Annotated in this window: 14 protein-coding genes; 5 read left to right on the forward strand and 9 right to left on the reverse strand. The window is 62.3% G+C overall.

What is annotated here, in order from left to right; genetic code table 11:
• Nucleotides 1-86: 86 nt before the first annotated feature.
• The gene (locus tag QMO80_RS18635) at nt 87-848 is read right to left on the reverse strand and encodes a DMT family transporter (protein WP_283197837.1); all 762 of its coding nucleotides are present in this window, start codon (nt 846-848) and stop codon (nt 87-89) included.
• Between the two features lie 59 nt (nt 849-907).
• Between QMO80_RS18635 and QMO80_RS18640 the strand changes: the two genes are divergently transcribed.
• The gene (locus tag QMO80_RS18640) at nt 908-1,885 is read left to right on the forward strand and encodes an AraC family transcriptional regulator (protein ID WP_283197838.1); all 978 of its coding nucleotides are present in this window, start codon (nt 908-910) and stop codon (nt 1,883-1,885) included.
• Between the two features lie 77 nt (nt 1,886-1,962).
• Here the strand turns inward: QMO80_RS18640 and QMO80_RS18645 are convergent, their stop codons facing one another.
• From QMO80_RS18645 to QMO80_RS18660, 4 genes are all read right to left on the reverse strand, one after another.
• The gene (locus QMO80_RS18645; RefSeq protein ID WP_283197839.1) at nt 1,963-3,225 is read right to left on the reverse strand and encodes a DUF4010 domain-containing protein; all 1,263 of its coding nucleotides are present in this window, start codon (nt 3,223-3,225) and stop codon (nt 1,963-1,965) included.
• 489 nt (nt 3,226-3,714) lie between these two features.
• Nucleotides 3,715-4,539 (reverse strand): transglutaminase family protein, encoded by an 825-nt coding sequence (locus tag QMO80_RS18650; RefSeq protein ID WP_097626498.1) that lies wholly within the window; start codon nt 4,537-4,539, stop codon nt 3,715-3,717.
• 12 nt (nt 4,540-4,551) lie between these two features.
• A complete protein-coding gene (locus QMO80_RS18655; protein WP_097626500.1) occupies nt 4,552-5,493 on the reverse strand; it encodes an alpha-E domain-containing protein in 942 nt (313 codons plus the stop codon).
• Nucleotides 5,493-6,902: a circularly permuted type 2 ATP-grasp protein gene (locus QMO80_RS18660; protein WP_097626502.1), complete on the reverse strand. Its 1,410-nt coding sequence runs from the start codon at nt 6,900-6,902 to the stop codon at nt 5,493-5,495. The genes QMO80_RS18655 and QMO80_RS18660 overlap by 1 nt, the downstream gene beginning before the upstream one ends.
• A gap of 498 nt (nt 6,903-7,400) precedes the next feature.
• On the opposite strand from QMO80_RS18660, the gene QMO80_RS18665 reads away from it, so the two are divergent.
• The gene (locus tag QMO80_RS18665) at nt 7,401-8,300 is read left to right on the forward strand and encodes a DMT family transporter (protein ID WP_283197840.1); all 900 of its coding nucleotides are present in this window, start codon (nt 7,401-7,403) and stop codon (nt 8,298-8,300) included.
• Between the two features lie 74 nt (nt 8,301-8,374).
• Here QMO80_RS18665 and QMO80_RS18670 read toward each other — a convergent pair whose 3' ends face one another.
• From QMO80_RS18670 to QMO80_RS18680, 3 genes are all read right to left on the reverse strand, one after another.
• Nucleotides 8,375-10,063: a DEAD/DEAH box helicase gene (locus QMO80_RS18670; protein ID WP_283200225.1), complete on the reverse strand. Its 1,689-nt coding sequence runs from the start codon at nt 10,061-10,063 to the stop codon at nt 8,375-8,377.
• 257 nt (nt 10,064-10,320) lie between these two features.
• Nucleotides 10,321-11,424, reverse strand: coding sequence for a DNA alkylation repair protein (locus QMO80_RS18675; RefSeq protein WP_283197841.1), 1,104 nt, complete (start codon nt 11,422-11,424; stop codon nt 10,321-10,323).
• 71 nt (nt 11,425-11,495) lie between these two features.
• Nucleotides 11,496-11,804 carry a hypothetical protein gene (locus QMO80_RS18680; protein WP_283197842.1) on the reverse strand — a complete coding sequence of 103 codons (309 nt, stop codon included), beginning with the start codon at nt 11,802-11,804 and terminating at the stop codon, nt 11,496-11,498.
• A 308-nt stretch (nt 11,805-12,112) separates the two neighbouring features.
• Between QMO80_RS18680 and QMO80_RS18685 the strand changes: the two genes are divergently transcribed.
• On the forward strand, nt 12,113-15,493 hold the full coding sequence (locus QMO80_RS18685) for a response regulator (protein ID WP_283197843.1): 3,381 nt from the start codon (nt 12,113-12,115) through the stop codon (nt 15,491-15,493).
• Between the two features lie 5 nt (nt 15,494-15,498).
• Here the strand turns inward: QMO80_RS18685 and mnmD are convergent, their stop codons facing one another.
• Complete coding sequence (mnmD, locus tag QMO80_RS18690) at nt 15,499-16,227, reverse strand: tRNA (5-methylaminomethyl-2-thiouridine)(34)-methyltransferase MnmD (RefSeq protein ID WP_283197844.1); 729 nt, start codon at nt 16,225-16,227, stop codon at nt 15,499-15,501.
• On the opposite strand from mnmD, the gene QMO80_RS18695 reads away from it, so the two are divergent.
• Both QMO80_RS18695 and QMO80_RS18700 read left to right on the forward strand, forming a co-directional pair.
• The gene (locus QMO80_RS18695) at nt 16,226-17,404 is read left to right on the forward strand and encodes an FAD-binding oxidoreductase (RefSeq protein ID WP_283197845.1); all 1,179 of its coding nucleotides are present in this window, start codon (nt 16,226-16,228) and stop codon (nt 17,402-17,404) included. The two genes, mnmD and QMO80_RS18695, sit on opposite strands and share 2 nt — an antisense overlap.
• Before the next feature lie 114 nt (nt 17,405-17,518).
• A complete protein-coding gene (locus QMO80_RS18700) occupies nt 17,519-18,226 on the forward strand; it encodes a DUF1045 domain-containing protein (RefSeq protein WP_283197846.1) in 708 nt (235 codons plus the stop codon).
• Nucleotides 18,227-18,339: the final 113 nt, after the last annotated feature.

The following is an 18,339-nucleotide window of genomic DNA, read 5'->3' on the forward strand; positions in this document are numbered from 1 at the left end:
AACCAGCACGTTTCCAACCAGCACGGCGCAGAGCCCGAGCGCTGCCAATGGACCGAGCCGATAACCTTCGAAAAACATCGAAATCGTCAGGGCAACGATGGGAGGACGGTCATGTAAGCGGCTTTGGCTGCTCCCAGCCGGTTAACGACGGTGAGATAGGTGGTAAACCCGATCACTGAGCCGAAAATCGCGAGATAAAGGAAAGAGCCGACATAGGAGACTGAAGGATCGAAGGTAAATTCGACACGTCGAAGGGCGGCGAATGCCGAGACGATGCCCGCGCCATAGAGCATTCCGTATGCGTTTACCGAAGTGACCGACAGTCCGTGCTTCCTGTTGCGCACGGACACCAGGTTGCCGACCGAAAAGAACCATGTCCCGAGGAGGGCAAGCATCACACCGATCGCCACGTTGCGGTCGAACGCGGCGGCAGCAGCCTCATTCCAAAAAAGGCAGACAATGCCGGCAACACCGAAGGCCGCGCCGACGAGAATGCGCGCCGACGGCCTCTGACCGAATGCGACTATGCCATTGGCAAGATTGAAGATTGTCGCCGCTGAAAAGATTACCGAAACGATGCCGCTCGGCACCAGGGTTTCGGCGATATAGAAGCAAAGAAAATTGCAGGAAAAGAGACAGATCGACTGCAGGAACACATAGGGATGATGACGCAAGGGAATGGGCTGAAGCCTCTTTGCAACCGTCAGGCCTACGAACAATATCGCGCCGGCGAGGGCGAAGCGATAGGCGATCGACGCTTCAATCGGAACGACGCCAAGCTGGTTCTTGATGGCGATCCAGGTAGTGCCCCAGATCAGGACGGTTAAAGCATAGCAGAGGCCGGTCATGGTCTTTCACTCCGTCAACGACAATTGGAGGATCGATACCGCGCCGAACAGCAAGGTCTATGCCGCTGACCCTGGAGGCTTTGTATATTCTTGGGTTTTTTGCCTTTGGTCCTATTGATCGGCTGCGCCGTCCCCTTCAAACTCGCGAGACGAGGCCTCGATGGATCATGGAACAGCAACACCGTCTGACAGTGAAAGAAGCGCTCTCAAGATCCGGCGCATGCCTTCAGCGCTCCGGCTCGGTCGACCGGGGGCTGTCGCTTGCGGAGTGGACCAACAGCGCAGGACAAGCGTTCTATGAGCGCCCCGATCATCACACGCTGAGCATCTATCTTGACGGCGGCGAAAGGGTCATCCGTGAGGATAAGCGGCTATCGGGCGGAGCACCAGGCAAGCTTTGCCTATTGCCGGCCGAACACAAAAGCCAATGGCATATCGGCGGACCGTTGAGGATGTTTCATCTTTACGTCGATCCCGAGCTCCTCGCTTATGAAGCGCTGACATCGTTTGATATCGATCCCAGACATATCGATCTGATGGATCTGACGTTCTGCGATGACCCGGCGATGGCGATGATTGACCGGGGAGGGGTTTTGCCTCTGAACTGGCAAGAAAAGAGCGACCGTGTCGCCCTTGATGCGGTTTGTAAGCTTCTCATTCATCGTATCCTGAAATCGCACAATCGGCAGGCGCGGCAAGAGGCGGTGCGCGGCGGGCTTTCACCCTCCGTGCGTCGCCGTACTGCTGATTACATCGACGCCAACCTCGACCAGGCGCTGACGCTTGATCGGCTAGCACGGGAAGCCGGTCTGAGCACCTTTCATTTTGCCAAGATGTTTCGCGTCAGCTTCGGAATGCCTCCGCATCGCTACGTGGCGGTGCGACGGATCGAGCAGGCAGCGAAGCTTCTTCGCGACCGGGAAAACGGCCCTGCAGCCGTTGCCTCCGCCTGCGGCTTCGGTTCACAGAGCCATTTTTCCAAGGCCTTTAAAGCTGCCACCGGCGTGCCGCCAGGGGAGTGGCGAAGCCTGCGGTGAAAGCCGCCGGCCACAGCCCTATCGGGGCTGTCGTTCCGACGTGCGGAACTGGAGCCTCTGCCGACAGCGCAGACCGTTCACATCAGAAACAAGCCGGCCGCGCCCGCAAGCGTCGCTATGCCGGTGGTGATCGCCAGTCGAACCGCATAACCGATGCTTCCCGCCGTTGCCGCAAGACCGGTTTTCGCCAGAAGATTGGCGAAGGCGGCGACCGCTATCGCATGCGCGGCCGCGTCCGCAGGTACGGTCTGCGACGACAGCTTGGCGATGGAGAGGGTAATGGCATCGAGATCGCCGAGCCCCGTGATGAAAGCGACCGCGACGAGCGACTGGGTTCCAAAGACTGCCAAAGTTGCCCGCGTCACGACGGTCACGACGGCAAGCAGAAGCGCAAAGCGGATGACGACCATCACTTCCAGCGGATTTCGCGGTGAAAAATCGGAACCGCCATCGGAGCGCCGCGACAATCCGGCGAGGCCGCCGCCCACGGCAAGGATCGCGGCAGCCGGGCCGAGCGATGCCGCAAGCTCCTTCAATATATCAGGCGCGATGACGCCGCAGATCAAAAGCACCCGGCTGAGGGATACGGCTCCCGCCAGCATCGCTCCGGCCGAAAGCAGCGGCGAGAGGGCGGGCGTCTGCGTCGACTGGCGGGCGAAGGAAAGCGTCAGCGCCGTCGACGAGACGATACCGCCGCAGGCCCCGGTCAGCAATATTCCGGCTTTGGCGTCGCTGAGCCTGATCATGACGTAACCGGCGAATGAAACCGCACCGATGAGGATGGTCATCATCCAAAGCTCGAAAGGGTTGATCGTCTGCCAGGGATCGACCGCCTCGTCGGGAAGAATCGGAAGAATGACGACTGTCATCGTCAGCAGGATCAGGGCGGCCCGTAATTCGAGCCAGGTCAGTTTCCGGAGAAATCCATGCAGCGGCTCCCGCGCCGCCAGAAGCGCGGTGATCGCGACGGCGCTCGCCGCAGTCGCCGTCATATCCGCAACTACGGCGCCGAAGCCGAGCGCAAAGACCGTTATCGCGGCGATGGTGCCGGTCGCGCTGTAATCTTTCTCCCGTGCTGCCTGCATGCCGCTGAAGACGAGCACTGTGATACAGAAGAACACGAAGATGGCCGTCGGCAGGATCGGTCCTGTGATCGGCTGCAGAAAACCGCAAAAGCCGCCGAGGAAGCTCGACAGGCCATAGGTGCGGATGCCCGCCACTCTCTTGCCCGGCGCAGCCTCGCGTTCGCGCCATCCGCGCTCGATCCCGACGAGGATGCCGATCGCAAGCGCCAGGCTGAGACGTTGGAATGCGTCCGTCATCACCAATGAAGTCATCATCCGAAGATCCAGACATTGTCAGCCAGGCCGTCTTCGCGGGAGCTTCTGCCCAATATGCCACGACGACGGTGTATTCCGCTCTGCTTGTTTCTGAAATCCAACCACGGCCATGCGGCCCGGTCATTGCGACGGATCAACGTTGGCTGCGTTCGCCTGATGCGAGCCGGGATGCTTCTCGTTGAGCCATGTCCATGCGTGATACCCGACAGGTGTTGGCGTGGCGGATATCGGGCCTCGATGGGCTGTCCGAATTCCGCATCGTCTGGCGGCGTGACGTGCTGGTGAAACGGCGCGGCCGAGACCAATCCATCTGCAGGAGATCGCCGCCGCGCGATGGATAGGCCCAGCCATGGCCCTTCGAGGGGGAAAGGCCGGATGTCGCCAGCAGCTGAGCACATAGATATCAGCCCTGGAAGACCGTCGAAATCCGGTGCGCGCATGCAAGGGAGCCGAGATTTGGATCTCGCTCTTCCGAGCGGCCGATGCCGCTTAGCTCTGGCTCTGGCTTTGCATCTGGCCGCCATCCTCGACCTTCACGGTCACCGACAGCGTTTCACCCGGCGTGCCGATACGCATGCCCGAAATCGGGGCGGCGTCGCGGTAGCAGAGGCCGGAGGCAACGCGGACATAACGCGTATCCGGGCAGATCTCGTTGGCGGGATCGAAACCGACCCAACCGAGGCCGGGAATATGGGCTTCGGCCCAGGCATGGGTCGCCGCCTGCTCGACCTTTTCCTCCATCATCAGATAGCCCGAGACATAACGGGCCGGTACCTGCAGGGCGCGGGCGGCGGCAATGAAGATGTGGGCATGGTCCTGGCAGACGCCGCTCTTCCTTTCCAGCGCCTGTTCGGCCGTCGTCGCGGTGTTGCTGGTGCCGGGCTTATAGTCGACCGTCTCATGGATTGCTGCCATCAGCGCATGCATGCGGGCAAGTTCGTTATCGCCAGCGACCCCCTTGATCAGCTCCTTGACCAGCTTGCCGCCCTTGGTGAGCGGCGTTTCGCGCAGGAAGAGCCAAAGCGGGCAGAAGCCGGTATGCGGGCCGGTGACGCCGTTATTATCAGTCGTTTCGACCTCGCCTTCGGCGAAGATGCGCGTCAGGTGCTGTGCGCCTTCCAGCGAGACCAGGTTGACGTGATTGCCGTACTGGTCGTCATATTCCACCTCGGGCTTGGCGCCCTCGACGTTCAGCGACCAGCCGAGCACCTTCTGGGCGGCTGTTGTCGGCGGCGTCAGCCTGAGGCGCTGCAGCGAGAACTGCGCCGGTTCGTCGTAGCGGTATTCGGTGAGGTGGCTGATTTTCAGTCTCATGTTCTGATCCGCTTAAACGTAGAACCGGTAGCCGTCGGAAATTTCCGCGCCGAGCTGGTTGTTGCGCGAGACGAAATCCTCCAGGAACTCGTGCAGGCCCTGATCCATGATGTCGCGAATCGCCCGCGTCTGCAGCGTGGTGCGGATTGCATCGGCGGTATCGTGGGCAGGCAGCCGCGCCTCGTAATCCTGGGCGAGATAGCCGAGATTGCTGACGATCTTCTCGTAGCAATAGGCGAGCGAACGCGGCATCTGCACGTTCAGCGTCAGAAAGTCGGCGATGTTCATCGCCCGGTATTCGCCGTCATAGGCCCAGCTATAGGCACGGTGGGCGGAGACCGAGCGCAGGATCGATTCCCACTGGACGTTGTCGAGCGAGGAGCCGACGGCCGAGACCGAGGGCAGCAGCACGTAATATTTCACGTCGAGAATACGGCTGGTATTGTCGGCCCGCTCGATGAAGGTACCGATGCGGGCGAAATTATAGAGTTCATTGCGCAGCGTCGAGCCATGGAAGGCGCCGCGGATGAGACCGGCGCGGCGCTTGATGGTGTCGATGACTTCAGGCATTTCGGCCGGCTTGACGCGCTTTTCGAGCAGCGACTTCAGGTCGATCCAGCATTCGTTGGTCGCTTCCCAGGTCTCTCGCGTCAGCGCGGTGCGCACCATACGGGCATTGTTGCGGCCGGACTCGATGCAGGACATGACGCTCGACGGGTTGGCACGATCGCGCAGGAGATAGTCGATCGCATCGGCATTGGTCAGCTTCGTGTGGCCCTCGTCATAGGCTTCGCGAACGCCGGCACTTTGCAGCACGCCATCCCAGTTGTCGTCGCCGGCACTGCTGCGGGTCAGCGACATGCGCAGCCCGGCATCGACAAGGCGGGCGATATTTTCGGCGCGCTCGATGTACCGGAACATCCAGTAGAGGCCGTTTGCGGTTCTTCCGAGCATCAGTCCTCCAATACCCAGGTGTCTTTGGTGCCGCCGCCTTGGCTGGAATTGACCACCAGCGAGCCCTGCTTCAACGCCACGCGGGTGAGCCCGCCCGGAATGATCTGAACCTTGTCCGACACGAGCACATAGGGACGCAGGTCGACATGGCGCGGCGCAATGCCCTTGTTGACGAGGATTGGCACGGTGGAGAGCGACAGCGTCGGCTGGGCGATATAATTGTTCGGCTTGGCCTTCAGCTTCTCGGCAAAATCGGCGCGCTCCTTCTTCGAGGCCGTCGGTCCCACAAGCATGCCGTAGCCGCCGGAGCCGTGCACTTCCTTGACGACCAATTCCTCAAGATGCTCCAGCACGTATTTCAGGCTTGATGTCTCCGAACAGCGCCAGGTCGGCACGTTTTCGAGCAGCGCCTTGCTGCCGGTGTAGAATTCGACGATCTCCGGCATATAGGAATAGATCGCCTTGTCGTCGCAAATGCCGGTGCCGGGCGCGTTGGCGATGGTGATGTTGCCGGAGCGGTAGACATCCATGATGCCGGGAATGCCGAGTGCGGAATCGGCCCGGAAGGTCAGCGGATCGAGGAAATCGTCGTCGACGCGGCGGTAGAGCACGTCGATCGCCTCGTAACCGCGGGTCGTCCGCATCTTCACCTTGCCGTCGATGACGCGCAGATCCGAGCCTTCGACCAGTTCGACGCCCATCATGTCGGCGAGGAAGGAATGCTCGTAATAGGCCGAATTGTAGATGCCGGGGGTCAGCACCGCGACGCGCGGCTTGCCGCTGCAGCCGGGAGGGGCGAGCGAAGCAAGGCTCTGGCGCAAGAGATAAGGATAGTCTTCGACGCGCTGCACCTTGTTCTCATGGAAGAGTTCCGGGAACATCTGCATCATGGTTTCCCGGTTTTCCAGCATGTAGCTGACGCCGGAAGGCGTGCGGGCATTATCCTCCAGCACGTAGAACTGGTCCTCGCCGGTGCGCACGATGTCGGTGCCGACGATATGGGTGTAGACGCCGCCCGGCGGGCGGAAGCCGATCATCTCAGGGATGAAGGTGACGTTGTTCTCGATCAGCTCTCGCGGGACGCGGCCGGCGCGGATGATCTCCTGCTTGTGGTAGATATCGTCCAAGAAGGCGTTGAGCGCGATCACCCGCTGCTCGATGCCCTGGGCGAGCTTGCGCCATTCGCGGGCGGAGATGATGCGCGGGATGATGTCGAAGGGGATGAGCTTTTCGGAGCTATCGGCATGGCCGTAGACCGCGAAAGTGATGCCGGTCTTCCGGAAGATGTTTTCCGCATCGCGGGATTTGGCAATCAGATGCGACCGGTCTTGGCTGTTGTACCACTCAAAATATTTTTCATAAGGCGGGCGAGGACTTTCGTCCCCGGTAATCATTTCATCAAATGCCAAAGGTGCGTGCTCCCCTTTTTTGTTCATTTGAATACAACGCAAATTGCAATGCAAGAACCATGCGCAGTTCGAGGAAAAGATTTTGCGTTGCGGGAAACAGGGGGAATCCGGGCGGTGGAAGCGAGGTGGCGGATGGCTGCTCCGCGAAGGCCGCGCAAAATTTGGGCAGGTGATGGTTTTTTGTTCGGCCGCCGTGGGTTAGGCACTGGCGGAACCGTACACATCCTGTGACGAGGAGCGGACGTGCCGTGCGGCACACCCCCCTCTGCCCTGCCGGGCATCTCCCCCACAAGGGTGGAGATCGGCAAGCGGTTGGATCATCCGTCCCTCTCTGCTCTATCGAAATAACCATACGGCAGTTGTTTGGGGAAGCCATCTCGCCCGGCCGATCCTGACCCATCAGCGAAATTTCAAATAAGCATCAACGCTTCGCCTTTGACTGTGGCCGCCGGCTGCGGCTATCAGCACGGCGAAACTTCCTCTACCCGAGCCGCCGCCATGTCCCTCGACCGCCTCGCCCCCGCTCTCTTCGTTCTGCTCTGGTCCACGGGCTGGGTGGTGGCGAAATATGCGGCGCTGCATTCCGAGCCCTTCACCTTTCTTTCGATACGGTATGCGCTATCGGCCTTGGCGTTCCTGGGCTTTTGCCTGGTGACCGGGGCGCAATGGCCGAAAAGCCGGGTGACGGCGCTGCGTGCCGTCTATTCCGGCTTTTTCCTGCATGGGTTTTATCTCGCCGGTCTCTGGTGGGCGATTGCCAATGGTGTGCCGGCCGGCATATCGGGGATCATCGCGGCGCTGCAGCCGCTGTTGACGGCGATGGCGGCTCCCTTTCTCGTCGGTGAGCGGTTGCAGCCGACACAAAAGCTCGGTCTTGGTTTCGGCTTTATCGGCATTGCCATCGCCATTTCGCCGAAACTCCTCGATCCGGCGACATCAGATCTCACCCATGCGGCCCTGCCGCTGGCGATCAACCTCATCGCCATGGGGTCCGTCACCTACGGCACGCTTTATCAGAAGAAGCACCTGCAATCCGGCGACCTCAGGTCCATCGCGACGCTGCAATATGTCGGGGCGCTGCTTCTCACCCTACCGCTTTCGCTGATCTTCGAGCATCAGCATTTCGATGGCACAATGCAGGCCTTTGCCGCGCTCGTCTGGTCGGTCTTCGGACTGTCGATGGGCGGCGTCGGACTGCTGCTCTATCTGATTCGCCGCGGGCAGGTCTCCCGCGCGGCCTCGCTGATCTACCTGATGCCGCCGGCCGTCGCTTTCGAAGCCTTCATCGCTTTCGGGGAACCGCTGACCGTGCCGTTGATTGTCGGCACAGTGATCGTGGTCGTCGGCGTCTATTTGACGAACCGCAGGGTCGTTCAGCAGGTAGAGGCCAGAGCGTAGGCGGACGGTTGCCGCATGCTTCAACGAAAAAAGGCCGGTTCGACCCGGCCTTTTTCCTTTGGTTCAATCAACGCTCAAGCGCGTTCGCGGCGCTGGCCGCCGCCATTGCGGGAGCCGGAGCCACCGCGGCGGTTGCCGCCATTGCCCTCGCGGCGGGGTTCGCCGCCCTGGGCCTGCTGCGGGCCGCGGTCTTCGCCGTGCTTGCGGGCCGGGCGGCCGTGGGCGTGGCGGCCGTTGCCGCGGTGATGACCGCTCGGCTCGCCATTGGCATGATGGCCATTGGGGCCGCCATGGGCAGGACGCTGCGGCTTTGCCGAGGGACGGAAGTCGGAGGTCGAGACCAGATCGTTGTCGGGGCCGAGATTGGGGGTGGCTTCACCGCGGCGCTGGCCGCGGAAATCCTCGTTGCGGCTTGTGCGCTCGGGACGCGGACGGCGTTCCTGGCGGCTGCCGCGATGCTCCGAGCGGTTCTGATCGCCACGGCCTTCGCCGCGACCCTGAGCCTCGCGACCCTGGCCGCCACCGCGATTGCGGTTGTTGCCATTGCCGTTGCCGCGGCGGGGGCCGGCGCTGCCGATATTGGCCGGCGCTTCGCCGCTTGCGACTGCGATGTCGACGCCCATCAGGCGCTCGATATCACGCAGCAGCTTGGCTTCGTCGGGGGCGCAGAAGGCGATTGCGATGCCATCGCGGCCGGCGCGCGCCGTGCGGCCGATGCGATGGACGTAGGCGTCGGGCACTTCGGGCAGGTCGTAGTTGTAGACATGGCTGACGGCCGGGATGTCGATGCCGCGGGCGGCAACGTCGGTGGCGATCAGCGTCTTGATGCTGCCGTCGCGGAAGGCTTTCAGCGCCCGCTCGCGCTGGCCCTGGCTCTTGTTGCCGTGGATCGAGGCGACGGAATAGCCGATATTGTCGAGATGCTTCATCAGCTTCTCCGCACCATGCTTGGTGCGCAGGAAGACGATGGCGCGGCCATCGGGGTTTTCGGTCAGCGACTTGCGCAGCAGTTCCGTCTTGTCGTTCTTGCCGGCGACGAAATGGACATACTGCTCGACCTTGTCGGCAGCCTTGCCGGGCGGAGTGACTTCGACCTTGACCGGATCGACGAGATATTCGCCGGCGAGATCGGCGATCGTCTTCGGCATAGTGGCCGAAAACAGCATGGTCTGGCGCTTTTTCGGCACCAGCTTGGCGATTTTGCGCAGGTCGTGCACGAAGCCGAGATCGAGCATCTGATCGGCTTCGTCGAGCACGAGATACCGCACCGTGGTCAGGGTGATGGCGCGGCGATTGACGAGATCGAGCAGGCGGCCCGGCGTTGCGACCAGGACATCGGTGCCCTTTTCGAGCTGCAGCTGCTGCTTGTTGATCGACACGCCGCCGACGACGACGTTGACGCGCAGATGCGACTTGCGGATGAACTTCTTCAGGTTGTCAGCGATCTGGTTCACCAGTTCGCGGGTCGGCGCCAGGATCAGCGTCCGCGTCGTGCGGTTGTCGGGGCGGCGCTCGTCGGCAAGCAGCTTTTCGATGAGCGGCAGGCCGAAGGCGGCGGTCTTGCCGGTGCCGGTCTGGGCAAGGCCGATCAGGTCTCGGCCCTGGAGGAGAAGGGGGATGGCCTGTTCCTGGATCGGCGTCGGCGTTTCGATGCCGAGCTGGAACAAGGTGGCGACGATCGGCTTGGAGACACCAAGCGATTCAAAATTAGTCAAGGCATAACCTTTCGGGGCGCCACAACGACTATCGCCGGAGCGCACCATGCGATCCGGTTTCATTCTGGCGTCAAGAACCCCGCGTGAAGTGGGAACTTGTGAGTTGGAAAAAGCTTTCCAGCGCTTCTGGCCGCTCATGGGAGTGCGGCGCTCTATCGAAATGCGCTTTTGTCCCTTCTTCCTGCGTCCGTATTTTTTAGCAGGGGCACGCTCACGCGGCGGCCGGAAGGGTGAAAGCTGGGCTGCATTTGGGCTAGTTCGCGCGGAAAGTCAAGTGCAGTGCACAAGAAAGCCTCCGGTGGAACTTAGTCGGGCATCACGAGCAAGAAGCTTTGAGATGCGCTTTCCCAGCCGTTGACGAGGATGGCGATGCGGTGCTCGCCGGGGTAATAGCGCCGGGTCGTGATCGGCCGCATGGCGTGGCGGCGCTCGATCGCCTGGCTTTGCCCGGGTGCGAGCATGATCGTCTTGCATTTGAAGATCTTGGGCGAGAGCGAGCCGTCGGCCTTCACGTGATGGATGGCGTAGTCGATCATCAGCGATTGCGCGGTCTCGCCGGCATTGTTGACGTGGATTTCGAAATCCAACCCCTCGCCGAACGTGACCTCGCCGTTCAAGAGGCGCAGTTCGCATGTCAGCGCCGTTGCCGCCCCAAAGCCGAAATTGGCGAGCGCTTGCGCATGACCCTTCTTCAGGAGCGTGCGCGAAGCATGTTTCAGCAATCGGCGCCGCTCGGGCGACGCCCCCTCGATATTGCTGGCGATGAAGGCTGCGACCAGATCCGGGTGATCCTTGGCGATGTCGTTCAGACTGTTGGCAACGGAGCGGCGGACATAATCTTCCGGATCGTCGATCAGCGCGGTCAGGATTGGCAGGATCGGTGCGGGGTCTTTCACAAGTTGCGGCAGGCGCATGGCCCAGGGCAGGCGCGGCCGCGTTCCCTCGCTCGCCAGCCGGCGCACGTGCCGATCAGGGTCGCCGACCCAGCGGGAGATGATGGCGAGCGCGCGTTGCTGGTCGCGATGGATGAAGGGGCGGATGCCGTATTCGGCGGTGAAATGCGGCGTCAGCGCCTTCAGCAGATCGAGGCCGAGATCGAAATGATCGGGACCGCGGCCCGCGATGAACTGGTTGACCGGCAGCAGCATCCAGCCGGTCAGCCCCGGCCTGCCTGAGACAGGCAGGCTCGCCTTCAGGATGGCGGCGGCCTTGGTAAAATCATCGGGAAGCGTGGCAAACAGCGCGTCGCGGATCAGGGCCGAGCGTTCCATCAGCTCCAGCGCGTCAAGACCGCGCGTTGCCAAGGCCATGAAACGATCCCTGTCGAAGGCGGGCGCATGATCGGCGATGCGATCGGCCATGTCGCCGACCAGCGCCTGATGCAGTAGGTTCTTGAGCGGTTCCGGCATGCTGGTCCTCCCTCTGTGGGAGGATTGGACCGGCGCCGCCGGGAGGTCAAGCGGCGCCGAATGCAGTTCCTCTATTCCGGGCAGACCTGGACGCGGTAGGGTTCACCCCAACGGTCGCGCCGCCATTCGATATGGCAATAGGACGGCCGGTAATAGGTTCTGTAGACGGGATAGGGGCGATACACAGGATAGGCCGGATAAACCGGGTAGGCGGGGCGGGCGGCCTCCGACAGCAGGGCGCCGCCGACGACGCCGGCGGCGAGGCCACCCCAGAAGGCATCGCGTGGACGGGCATCGGCGGTGGTGGCGGTGGCGAGCGAGGCGCCGGCAAGGGTCAGCGCAATCAGGCCCGTCGCCATGGTCTTATGAAGAACGGACATGCTATTTTCCTTGATCTAGACTGGCTTCCATAAAGCCGTGCTCAGACTCCGCCCGGATCGCGGCGGCGCGATGGCCGTGCAAGCGTCGCCAGCATTAAATTTTCGTCATGATTTCAATGGATCGCGGCGTAGGGCTGCGGCAGTCCGTCCGTGTCGTGCCAGCCGGGCAACCAAGGTGAGGCAGGTTCAGCTTGCGGGGCCGGCTTGTAAAAATCCCCTGCTGAAATTTATGGTTAAAACCTTGTTAAAAGCCTTGGCGTTATAATCTTTGTAGTTGATATTTCATTCATTGCGGGAGCGACAATTTCTTGAAATCAGCCGGGGACATACTGGAATTGGCTTGCCGCCGGATCGCCGATCTGGACACCCCGGCCTATGTCAAGAACAGCGAGCTGCGCTACGTCGCCGTCAACGAGGCCTATGCCGATTTCCTCGGCCGCGAGATTTCCGATTTCATCGGCCGGCGCAGCCGCGAACTCTTCGACCGTCCCGAGGAAGAGGAGCGCGAGGACAAGGAACGTCGGGCGCTGGTGTTCGGCACCGAGGAAAACGCCATCTGCTTCGATGCCGCGGGCCTCGGCCATGAGCGCATCCAGATCGAGAGTTTTTCGCCGTCGCCGGAGCGGGCCTATGTGCTCGGCATCTTCGAAGTGCGCGATCGCCGCGCCGTTGGAAGGCAGACCGGCGGCAGCCCTCGGACTGTAAACGATTCCGATCTTGCCCAGGTGCGCGAGGCGCTTGAGAAGCTCGACCATCCGATCGGCATCTTTGCACAGGACGGGCGCCCGCTGGTCGTCAACGCCGCCTACCGCACCGGCGCCAAGCCGGCTGCTCGCAGCGATAGGCGCTGGCACGAGAGCGTCAACGAAGGCGATCTGTTGCGCACCATCATGGAGGACCTGCCGGTCGCGGTTTTCGTGCGCGACGACAAACATCGCCTCGTCTATGCCAACCGATATTACGAGACCTTCGGGGGCTACGACCGCTCTCAGGTGCTGGGGATGACCGAGCATGAAATGTTCGGGCCGGAGGAGGGAGAGGCGATCTACCAGGAAAACCGCCTGGCGCTGGAAGACGGCCTGTCGAAGGAAATCGAAAGCCAGATGCCCGGCAAGGATGGCCGCATTCATCCGCTCATCTCGCGGGTCAACCGCGTCGTGACGGCGGATGGGCGCACCTATGTCGTCGGCTCCTTTTCCGATATCGCGCCGCTCAAGGAGCGGGAGACGGCGCTGATCGAGGCGAAAAAGCAGGAAGAAGCGCTGCATCGGGATATCGAGAGTATCCTGCGCTCGCTGCCGATCGGCGTGCTGATACTCGATAACGACCACCGGATTCTCTCCGCCAACGACGAATTCTACAGCATCTGGGAGCTGCCGCTCGACGATCCCTTCGACGGCCGTCATTTCGTCGACGTCATCCGCCGCAATAACGAACTCGGCCGCTACGACGGCACGCAGACGGCGGAAGAGATCTACGCCTTCCGCAAGCACCTGTTCGAGACCGATGAGCCGGAACCGATCGAACTCGGCTGGGCGGGCGGCAAATCCGTCATCTTCGACAGCCGCCGCATTTCCAACGACCGCATTCTGTTGACCTATGCCGATATCTCGGCGGTGCGCGAGCGGGAAAAGGAAATTCACGAGACCCGCGCCGCGCTGGAGCGGGTCGGCGAAATGATGCGCGATGCGACGCATGCGATGTCGCAGGGTCTTGCCATCGTCCAGGACGGCATCATCAAGATGTCCAACGAGGCGATGGCCGATATTCTGCAGATTCCGGCCTCCTACATCGAAGCCGGGCAGGGTTGGCTCGGCATGTTCGAATTCTGCGCGGCGCGCGGCGATTTCCACGATGCGGCGGACGAGATCCTGCGGGAGTGGCGCGCCAATATCGCCGCCCGACAGCCGATTTCCACCGTCTTCCATGTCGGCGGCGAGCGCTGGGTGAACATGGATGCGACGGTCAGCGAGGGGCAGCACTGGGTGGCGCTGTTCACCGATGTCACCGAGCTGAAGAGCCGCGAGGAGGAACTGCGCCAGCTCTTATCGCGCGCCGAAGCCGCCGACCGGGCCAAATCCGAATTCCTCGCCAATATGAGTCACGAGATCCGCACGCCGATGAACGGCGTGCTGGGGATGGCGGAGCTGCTGGCCAAGACCAATCTCGATACACGCCAGAAGACCTTCGTCGACATCATCGTCAAGTCAGGCAATGCGCTGCTGACGATCATCAACGACATCCTCGACTTCTCGAAGATCGACGCCGGGCAGATGAAACTGCGCAGAGCCGCCTTCGACATCACCGAAGCGGTGGAGGATGTGGCCACGCTCCTCTCCTCGCATGCCGCCGAGAAGAACATCGAACTGCTGGTGCGGGCGTCTCCCGATCTGCCCGCCGCCGTGATCGGCGATGCCGGCCGTTTCCGCCAGATCGTCACCAATCTCGTCGGCAACGCGGTCAAATTCACCGAGCGCGGCCATGTCTTCGTCGATGTCGGGTTCCAGGCGGCCGGGGGCGGCGAGATCATGGCGAGCATCCGCATCGAGGATACGGGTATCGGCATCCCGGCCGAAAAGCTCGAATCGGTCTTCGACAAGTTCTCGCAAGTCGATGCTTCCTCGACCCGGCGGCACGAAGGTACGGGTCTCGGGCTTGCGATCACCGCCGGCCTCGTCGATCTCTTCGGCGGCTATCTCAATGTCGAGAGCGAATGGGGTAAGGGCTCGGTCTTCACCGTCACCCTGCCCTTTGCGGTGGCGGCCGCCCGCCTGGAGCCGAAGCCGCTGCCGATCAACGTGCAGGGTGCGCGCATCCTTGTTGTCGACGACAATGACGTCAACCGACGCATCCTGACCGAGCAGCTGTCGCTTTGGGGCTTCGACGGCGTCGCCGCCGAAGGCGGCGGCACCGGTCTGGCGATCCTGGAGGCGGCTGCCGATCTCGGCATCACCGTCGATGCCGTTGTGCTCGACTATCACATGCCCGATATGAACGGCGCCGATGTTGCGCGCCGGCTGCGCGCCGATCGCCGCTTCGTCGAGCTGCCGATCATCTTCCTCACATCGATGGATATTTCAGGCACGGAAAAGGAATTCGCGGCGCTGAACGGCCACGCGCATCTGATGAAGCCGGCGCGCGCCAACGTGCTGCGCAACACCGTCGTCGAAGTGGTGCGCGCCAGCCGCGTCAAGCAGGCTTCAGAGGCCGAGATCGCCCGGCTGCAGGCGCAGGCGGACGCGCCTGTCCCGCCGCCTGCGCCGGTGCCGCAGCAGCGGGCCGCCGAATTCGTCGACGTGCTCGTCGCCGAGGACAACGAAGTCAACCAGATCGTCTTCACGCAGATCCTGCAGGGAACCGGCCTTTCCTTCCTCGTCGTCGACAATGGCGAGGAAGCGGTCGCCGCCTGGGAGCGGCATACGCCGCGGATCATCATGATGGACGTGTCGATGCCGGTCATGAACGGCCATCAGGCGACCCAGACGATCCGCGAACGGGAAAAGGGACAGGGCCACCGGGTGCCGATCATCGGCGTCACTGCCCATGCGCTCGAAAGCGACCGCGAACTCTGCCTCGACGCCGGCATGGACGACTATATGTCGAAGCCGATCAGCCCCGAACTGCTGGAAGAGAAGATCCGGCAATGGCTCGGCAAGGATGAGGAGCAGCCGGGGCGTACCAGCTACTGATCTGCTTATTTGCCGGATGCCTTGATGCCACAAAGCATTTCGCGTTTGCCGGCGAAGCCTTGGCGGCGCTCGACGGAAAAACCTGCGGCGATGAGATTTCGGCGCACGAAACCGGCGGCCGCATAGGTGGCGAAGGTGCTGCCGGGTGCCGCTTTCTCACAGACCAGCCGCATCAGTTCCTCCGACCACATGTCGCCGTTGCGCGACGGGGCGAAGCCGTCGAGATACCAGGCGTCGAAGCCGGGCTTTGCGGCCGCGACGCCTTCGAGTGCTGCGCCGCAGACGACGCTGAGCCTCGTCTGCTCGTCGAGGTCGAGCGAGACCGTATCGGCAGGCGTTTCCGGCCAGGACGCCGTCAGCGCCTGGCGTTCGGCATCGATCTCCGGCCAGTGCGAGAGCGCCCGGCCGATCTCTTCGCCCCGCATCGGATGGAGTTCGAAGGAGATGAAATGCAGATGCTGGCCGCGCTTGCGGTGCAGTTTCCATTGCCGCCAGGTCTCGGCGAAGTTCAGGCCGGTGCCGAAGCCGAGTTCGCCGATGACGAATTCCTGCGGCCCGTTCCAGCGCTCCGGCAGGCCGTTGCCGGCGAGAAAGACGTGGCCGCATTCCAGCCGGCCGTCGGTTTGGCAATAAAAATGATCGCCAAAGGCGGTGGAATAAGGCATATCGCCGTCGCGCCATTCGAGCGGCTGCGGCGCGCCCGCGCCAATCTGATCGGGGTTCACGTCTGTCATGGAAAAAGCCGATAATCCTCGGCCGGTCTCAGGTCAATCATCCTGCGAATTGCTGATCGTCGGCGGCGGCATCATGGGTCTCTGGGCAGCCGTCCATGCCGAGCGCCGCGGTATCGATACTATCATTGCCGACGCCGGCAGATTGGGCGGAGGCGCAAGCGGCGGCCTGCTCGGCGCGCTGATGCCGCATATGCCGGATCGGTGGTCTGAGAAGAAGCAGTTCCAATTCGATGCGCTGGTCTCCCTCGAAGACGAGATCGCCACGCTCGAAGCGGCGACCGGGCTTTCGGCCGGCTATAACAGGTCGGGACGGCTGATCCCGCTGCCGAAGCCGCATCTCGAGATAATCGCACGCCGCCACTGCGAGGACGCCGAACGCCATTGGCAGGCCGGCGCGCGCCGTTTCCACTGGCATGTGCTCGACGCTCCGCCGGTCGGCGGCTGGATCGAGGCCTCGGCCGGCGAGAGCGGCTTCGTGCACGACACGCTCGCCGCCCGCGTGGCGCCCCGTTCGCTGATCGCGGCCCTCGTCGCCCTGCTGCGGCGGTCAAAACATATGCGCATTCTGGAGCACGCAACGGTTGCCAATCTCGAGCCGGATCGCGGCATGGCTGAGATAGGCGGCGAAAGCATCGCTTTCCGTCACTGCATCCTGGCCGCCGGCCATCAGTCCTTTCCGTTGCTGCAGGGCCTGACGCCGGGGTTGAAACAGCCACTTGGCCAGCCGGTCAAGGGGCAGGCGGCGCTGTTGAAAGCCGATATCGACCCGGCGCTGCCGACGATCTTTCTCGACGGGCTCTATGTGGTGGCGCATGAGGGCGGTTATGCGGCGATCGGCAGCACCAGCGAGAACCGTTTCGACGATCCGACTTCGACGGATACCCAGCTCGACGCGCTGATCGCCGCGGCGCGGGAGATCGTGCCGGCGCTTCGCGACGCCGCCGTCGTCGAACGCTGGGCCGCGCTTCGCCCGAAGGCGATCGACCGCGACCCGATGATCGGCCGCCATCCCGATCACCCACGCCTGATCGCGCTGACCGGCGGTTTCAAGGTCAGCTTCGGCCTCGCCCACCGGCTGGCGGAAGCGGCAATCTGTATCGCGGGCGATAGAGACTGCGGATTTCTGCTGCCGGAAAGCTTCGCAATTTCAAGCCATATCGCAGCGGCTTCACGTTAAACGTGAATTCTGCGCCGCCTCGTTTCGTTATTCTGTCATGCAAATCACCTATCTGCTTGCGCATCGACAGCGCCTGAGATTACCGGCGCTCCTTTTCCTGATGGAGGAAATCGCATGCGCTATGCCATTTGCTTCACGCCCCCGGCAAGCGACCCGCTATCGCTCATGGCCGCCCATTGGCTTGGCCGAAACGTGTTCTCAGGCGATATGCTGGAACCTCCGGCCGTCCGCGGCCTTGGCATTCACGAGATCGCCTTCCATACCGCCGTGCCGCGGCGCTATGGTTTTCACGGCGTTCTGAAGGCGCCGTTCCACCTGTGTCCGGAGCTGTCCGAATCGCAACTCCTGCGCGATCTCATGTGTTTTTCCGGAACTGTTCTTCCCTTCCAGATTCCGCGCCTCGAAGTCGCCCGGCTCGGCAATTTCTACAGCCTGCTGCCGAGCGTTCCCTGCGAGCAGATCCAATATCTCGCTTCGGCGATCGTGCAGGAATTCGATCGTTTCCGCGCGCCGCTCAGCGAAGCCGAGATCGAGCGCAGCGATCCGGACGGGCTGTCGGCCGCGCAGTTCTCAAACCTGCATCGCTGGGGCAATCCTTATGTGATGGAGGAGTTCCGCTTCCATATGCCGGTGACGGGTCCCGTCAACGCGATCGACATGCCGCGCATCGAGCCGGCGCTGCGGACGGTTTTCGAGGCTGTGCTCAGCGAACCGGTCCTGGTTTCCAACGTGGCGCTGATGATCGAGGAGGGCACCGGCGGGCCTTTCCGGGTTCATTCGCTGCATCCGATGGGCAAGGTCAGCGCCCGCAAGATCGCCTGACAGGCGATGAGCTAAATGCTTGTGCGGGAAGGACAAAATTCCGCTGCGCAGTTTCCGTCTCGACATTCCGGCTGCGGATGCTACCGTTCTCCGTCTTTTCAGAAGGTGATTTG

The organism is Rhizobium sp. BT03 (genome assembly GCF_030053155.1).
GTDB lineage: Bacteria > Pseudomonadota > Alphaproteobacteria > Rhizobiales > Rhizobiaceae > Rhizobium.

Coding starts and splice junctions, on each gene's coding strand:
- QMO80_RS18635 (WP_283197837.1), bottom strand. CDS start 848: ATGACCGGCCTCTGCTATGCTTTAACCGTCCTGATCTGGGGCACTACC.
- QMO80_RS18640 (WP_283197838.1), top strand. CDS start 908: ATGCCGCTGACCCTGGAGGCTTTGTATATTCTTGGGTTTTTTGCCTTT.
- QMO80_RS18645 (WP_283197839.1), bottom strand. CDS start 3,225: ATGATGACTTCATTGGTGATGACGGACGCATTCCAACGTCTCAGCCTG.
- QMO80_RS18650 (WP_097626498.1), bottom strand. CDS start 4,539: ATGAGACTGAAAATCAGCCACCTCACCGAATACCGCTACGACGAACCG.
- QMO80_RS18655 (WP_097626500.1), bottom strand. CDS start 5,493: ATGCTCGGAAGAACCGCAAACGGCCTCTACTGGATGTTCCGGTACATC.
- QMO80_RS18665 (WP_283197840.1), top strand. CDS start 7,401: ATGTCCCTCGACCGCCTCGCCCCCGCTCTCTTCGTTCTGCTCTGGTCC.
- QMO80_RS18670 (WP_283200225.1), bottom strand. CDS start 10,063: ATGGTGCGCTCCGGCGATAGTCGTTGTGGCGCCCCGAAAGGTTATGCC.
- QMO80_RS18675 (WP_283197841.1), bottom strand. CDS start 11,424: ATGCCGGAACCGCTCAAGAACCTACTGCATCAGGCGCTGGTCGGCGAC.
- QMO80_RS18680 (WP_283197842.1), bottom strand. CDS start 11,804: ATGTCCGTTCTTCATAAGACCATGGCGACGGGCCTGATTGCGCTGACC.
- QMO80_RS18695 (WP_283197845.1), top strand. CDS start 16,226: ATGGAAAAAGCCGATAATCCTCGGCCGGTCTCAGGTCAATCATCCTGC.
- mnmD (WP_283197844.1), bottom strand. CDS start 16,227: ATGACAGACGTGAACCCCGATCAGATTGGCGCGGGCGCGCCGCAGCCG.
- QMO80_RS18700 (WP_283197846.1), top strand. CDS start 17,519: ATGCGCTATGCCATTTGCTTCACGCCCCCGGCAAGCGACCCGCTATCG.